The sequence below is a fragment of the uncultured Brevundimonas sp. genome (assembly GCF_937870815.1).
GTDB lineage: Bacteria > Pseudomonadota > Alphaproteobacteria > Caulobacterales > Caulobacteraceae > Brevundimonas.
In genome coordinates this window covers 1-3,280 of the sequence record NZ_CALMZS010000042.1, presented here as the reverse complement: position 1 = coordinate 3,280, position 3,280 = coordinate 1, and the positions used below count along the sequence as shown (strand labels likewise).

The 3,280-nt window shown below is 70.5% G+C and carries 2 protein-coding genes and 1 pseudogene; all 3 read left to right on the top strand.

Annotated features, from left to right (window positions below):
• Positions 1-630: pseudogene (locus tag Q0588_RS02810) on the top strand (hypothetical protein); the annotation flags it as partial.
• A gap of 4 nt (positions 631-634) precedes the next feature.
• A complete protein-coding gene (locus Q0588_RS02805) occupies positions 635-1,507 on the top strand; it encodes a hypothetical protein (protein ID WP_298743566.1) in 873 nt (290 codons plus the stop codon).
• Positions 1,508-1,514: 7 nt separating this feature from the next.
• The coding region (locus tag Q0588_RS02800) for an FHA domain-containing protein (protein WP_298743564.1) at positions 1,515-3,280 on the top strand (1,766 nt) is incomplete at its 3' end.

The following is a 3,280-nucleotide window of genomic DNA, read 5'->3' as shown; positions in this document are numbered from 1 at the left end:
AAGCCCGAGAACATACAGCCCTTCTCCATGAACGCCCAGGCGCTCGTGATCCATGAGGGCGTTCATGCCTCGCTGCGTCGACGGAAGATCGCGCCCGGCGGACATCTCGAAGAGGCCGCCGCCTATCTGGCGGAGGCCCTGTTCTTCGAGCTCAACGGAGAGTCGATCCTGGAGACCTGGAAACGCGAACATGAGTGGGAGATGAGCCTGGACCACGTCGACGATCCCGTCCAGGCGGACTCGAAAGCGAGGATTTACCGTGCCGCCGAGAAGGTGATCAGCAAATTCGATCTCGATTCCGTGCCCGGCGTCGCCCTGACCGCAGGCGACGTTGCGGAGCTGGTCGGAGCCATCGCCGAGGACCCGGGATACGCGCGGCCGCCGAAGAAGCCTGACCTGATCTCATGGATGCTGTTCGGGGTTGGGCCGGGCCCGGGCGAACCCGACAAGGCCTGGCGCGCCAGACACAAGCCCAAGGGTGCCGAGCCGCCCAAGGTCGCCATCAAATGCGACATGTGCATCGGCAAGTCAGGCGGGCCGGCCTGCGTGCGCGCCTGTCCGACCGGGGCGGCGATCCGGGTCTCGCCCGAGGAATTCCTGACCGTCAAACGCATGAACAGGGGCGAATAGACCCTTGGCGAAGACAGAGAAAACCGGTGAACGCTCCAAGGCGGTCCAGCACGAGGGCTTTCTGCGCCACCGGAATTTCCGCTGGGCCTGGCGGGCCGCCGCCCTGTGCGTGATCGCCGCCGCCGGCTATCTGCTGGTGGACGTCCAGCCCCGGCCGAACGGCGGCAGCGCCTATGGCTATGTGGCGGGGACGGTCGCGGCCCTGCTGGTGCTGTGGCTGACCCTGCTGGGCCTGAGAAAGCGTGCGATCACCTCGGGAAACTGGTCGCTGAAGGCCTGGGTCTCGGCCCATGTCTATCTGGGGCTGGCCGTGCTGGTCGTCGCCACCCTGCACTCGGGATTCCAGTTCGGCTGGAACATCCACACCCTGGCCTATGGACTGATGGTGCTGGTCGTCGTGTCCGGCCTGTTCGGCATAACGGTCTACGCCCTCCTGCCGCGCCATCTCAGCCGCAATCGCGGCGAGACCACCCAGAAGCAGATGCTGGAGACGCTCAAGGCGCTTGACCGCCAGATCAACGAGGCCGCCCAGCCCCTGTCCGAGATCCAGGCCCGGGCGGTACAGCTGTCGCTTGACTACAGTCGGGTCGGCGGCGGCCTGTGGCGACGGCTCTCGGGCGGCGGCGGCGGTTGCGGCAATCGCAAGGCCCTGTCGCGCTTGCGCGGCCTGCGCCGTCAGGCGACCGAGGACCAGCAGCCGATGCTGGACCGGATGGATGAGCTGCTGCGGCGCAAGGCCGCCGCCCTGGCCCAGGCGCGCCGTCACCTGCAGATTCGCGCCTGGCTGAGCGTCTGGCTGGCCGTGCACGTGCCCGCCACCGTCGCGCTGATCGCCGCCATCACCGCCCATGTCTTCAGCGTCTTCATCTACTGGTGATGGCCCGATGACCCTTGTCCTTCGCCAGGTCACACGCCGCGTCAGCGGGGCCGAGATCGTCCGGGAAAAGGTTCTGCCGACCGACACGGCGCGGATCGGGCGCGGCGCCGACTGCGAGATCCGCCTGCCCGATCTGGCGGTCAGCCTGCACCACGCGACGCTGACTGCGAACGGGCCGGGGCGCGTCAGCGCCGTCTCCGCAGGACGCGAGCCGTTCGGCGTCGACGGCCGGTTCGTCACCCGGGCCGATGTCGATGTCGGCCGCGCACCGCGCCTGACCTTCGGCGACCACATCCTGACCCTGTCGGCCGGCGACGGCGGCAACATCCTGATCAACCTCGCTCTGGCCGAGCCGACGGAGGGCGAGGCCTCGTCCGGGGTTCCGGCCGGCGGGGTGATCTCCAAGGCCCGCGTCTTCGGTCGCCGGCGCATCGCCTGGGCCCTGGGCCTCGGCATCGTCGCCCTCTGCCTGCTGTGGCCGCTGGCCGCCTTCCATGGCCACCTCAAGCCGCGGATCGACCCGGACCAGCAGTGGTCGACCGGTCCGTTGTCCCAAGCCCACGCCTTCCTCGAGGACGACTGCCAGTCCTGTCACCAGGAGGCGTTTGTCGCCGTCACCGACGCCTCGTGCAAGACCTGCCACTCGGGTGATCAGACCACCGTGGCCATGGCCGCGGCCGCGGCGTCCGTGCGCCGGGCGGGGTCGACCGACACCCTGTCCTTTGTCCGCGATCATGCCCCGCGTCGTCGTATCCTGTGGGGAACGCCGCCGCCTGATGATTTCAGCGGTCAGGCCTCGGCCTGGTTCCGGCGCGCCTTCAACATCCCCGAACAGCGCTGCGCCAGCTGCCACGTCGAGCACGTCGGCAATCCGGCCTCAACCCGGCCGCCCGAGCCGATCCCCACCCTGACCCCGACCCAGACCTGCGTCCAGTGCCACGCCGGGATGACGCACCGGCTCAAGGACACCGATCTGGCCGATACACCGTCCTGGACGCGCCATCCGAATTTCCGTCCCACCCTGCCCGGACCGAATGGTCCCACGCGGGTCTCGCTGAACAGCCCGCCGCGCGAAGCGTCAGGCCTGACCTTCCCGCACCGCCTGCACCTGGCGCCGGGCGGCGGGCCGGCGCGCATGGCCCAGACGCTGGGCGAACGCGGCTATGGCGCGGCCCTGACCTGCGCGAACTGCCACCGCCCCGACGCCGACGGCAAGGGCTTCGCCCCGCTCCAGATGGAACGTGACTGCGCCAGCTGCCATTCCCTCGCCTTCGCCACGCCCGGCGGGGTGCGCCAGCTGCCGCACGGCGAGCCCGGCCTGGTGGTCGCGGCCCTGTCGGCCTGGCAGGGGCGCGGTCCGGTCGCGGGCGGGGGCTCCGCGCGCCGCCGGCCGGGCCAGATCGGCGAGGGCGGACCCGCTGCGGGTGGCCCGCCGGCGGGGGCCAGCGCGGTGACGACCGTCGGCGGCGCCTTCGGCCCCCGGGGTGCCTGTTTCGACTGTCACACCATCTTCCGGACGCCGACCCTCCGCTTCACGCCGGTCCGTCTGCCCGGCGACTTCCTCAGCCGGGGCGCGTTCGATCACAGCGTCCGCGAGCACCGCGTCGACCGGCTCGGCCAGCCCGCCTGCGCCCGGTGCCATGCCGCCGCGACGTCAGGGACGGCGACCGACCTGCTGTTGCCGTCCGTCAGCGAATGTGTGGAATGCCACGGCCAGACCACGGCCCGTTCGCCGACGCCGGCGCCGGCTGACTGCGAGACCTGCCACAGCTT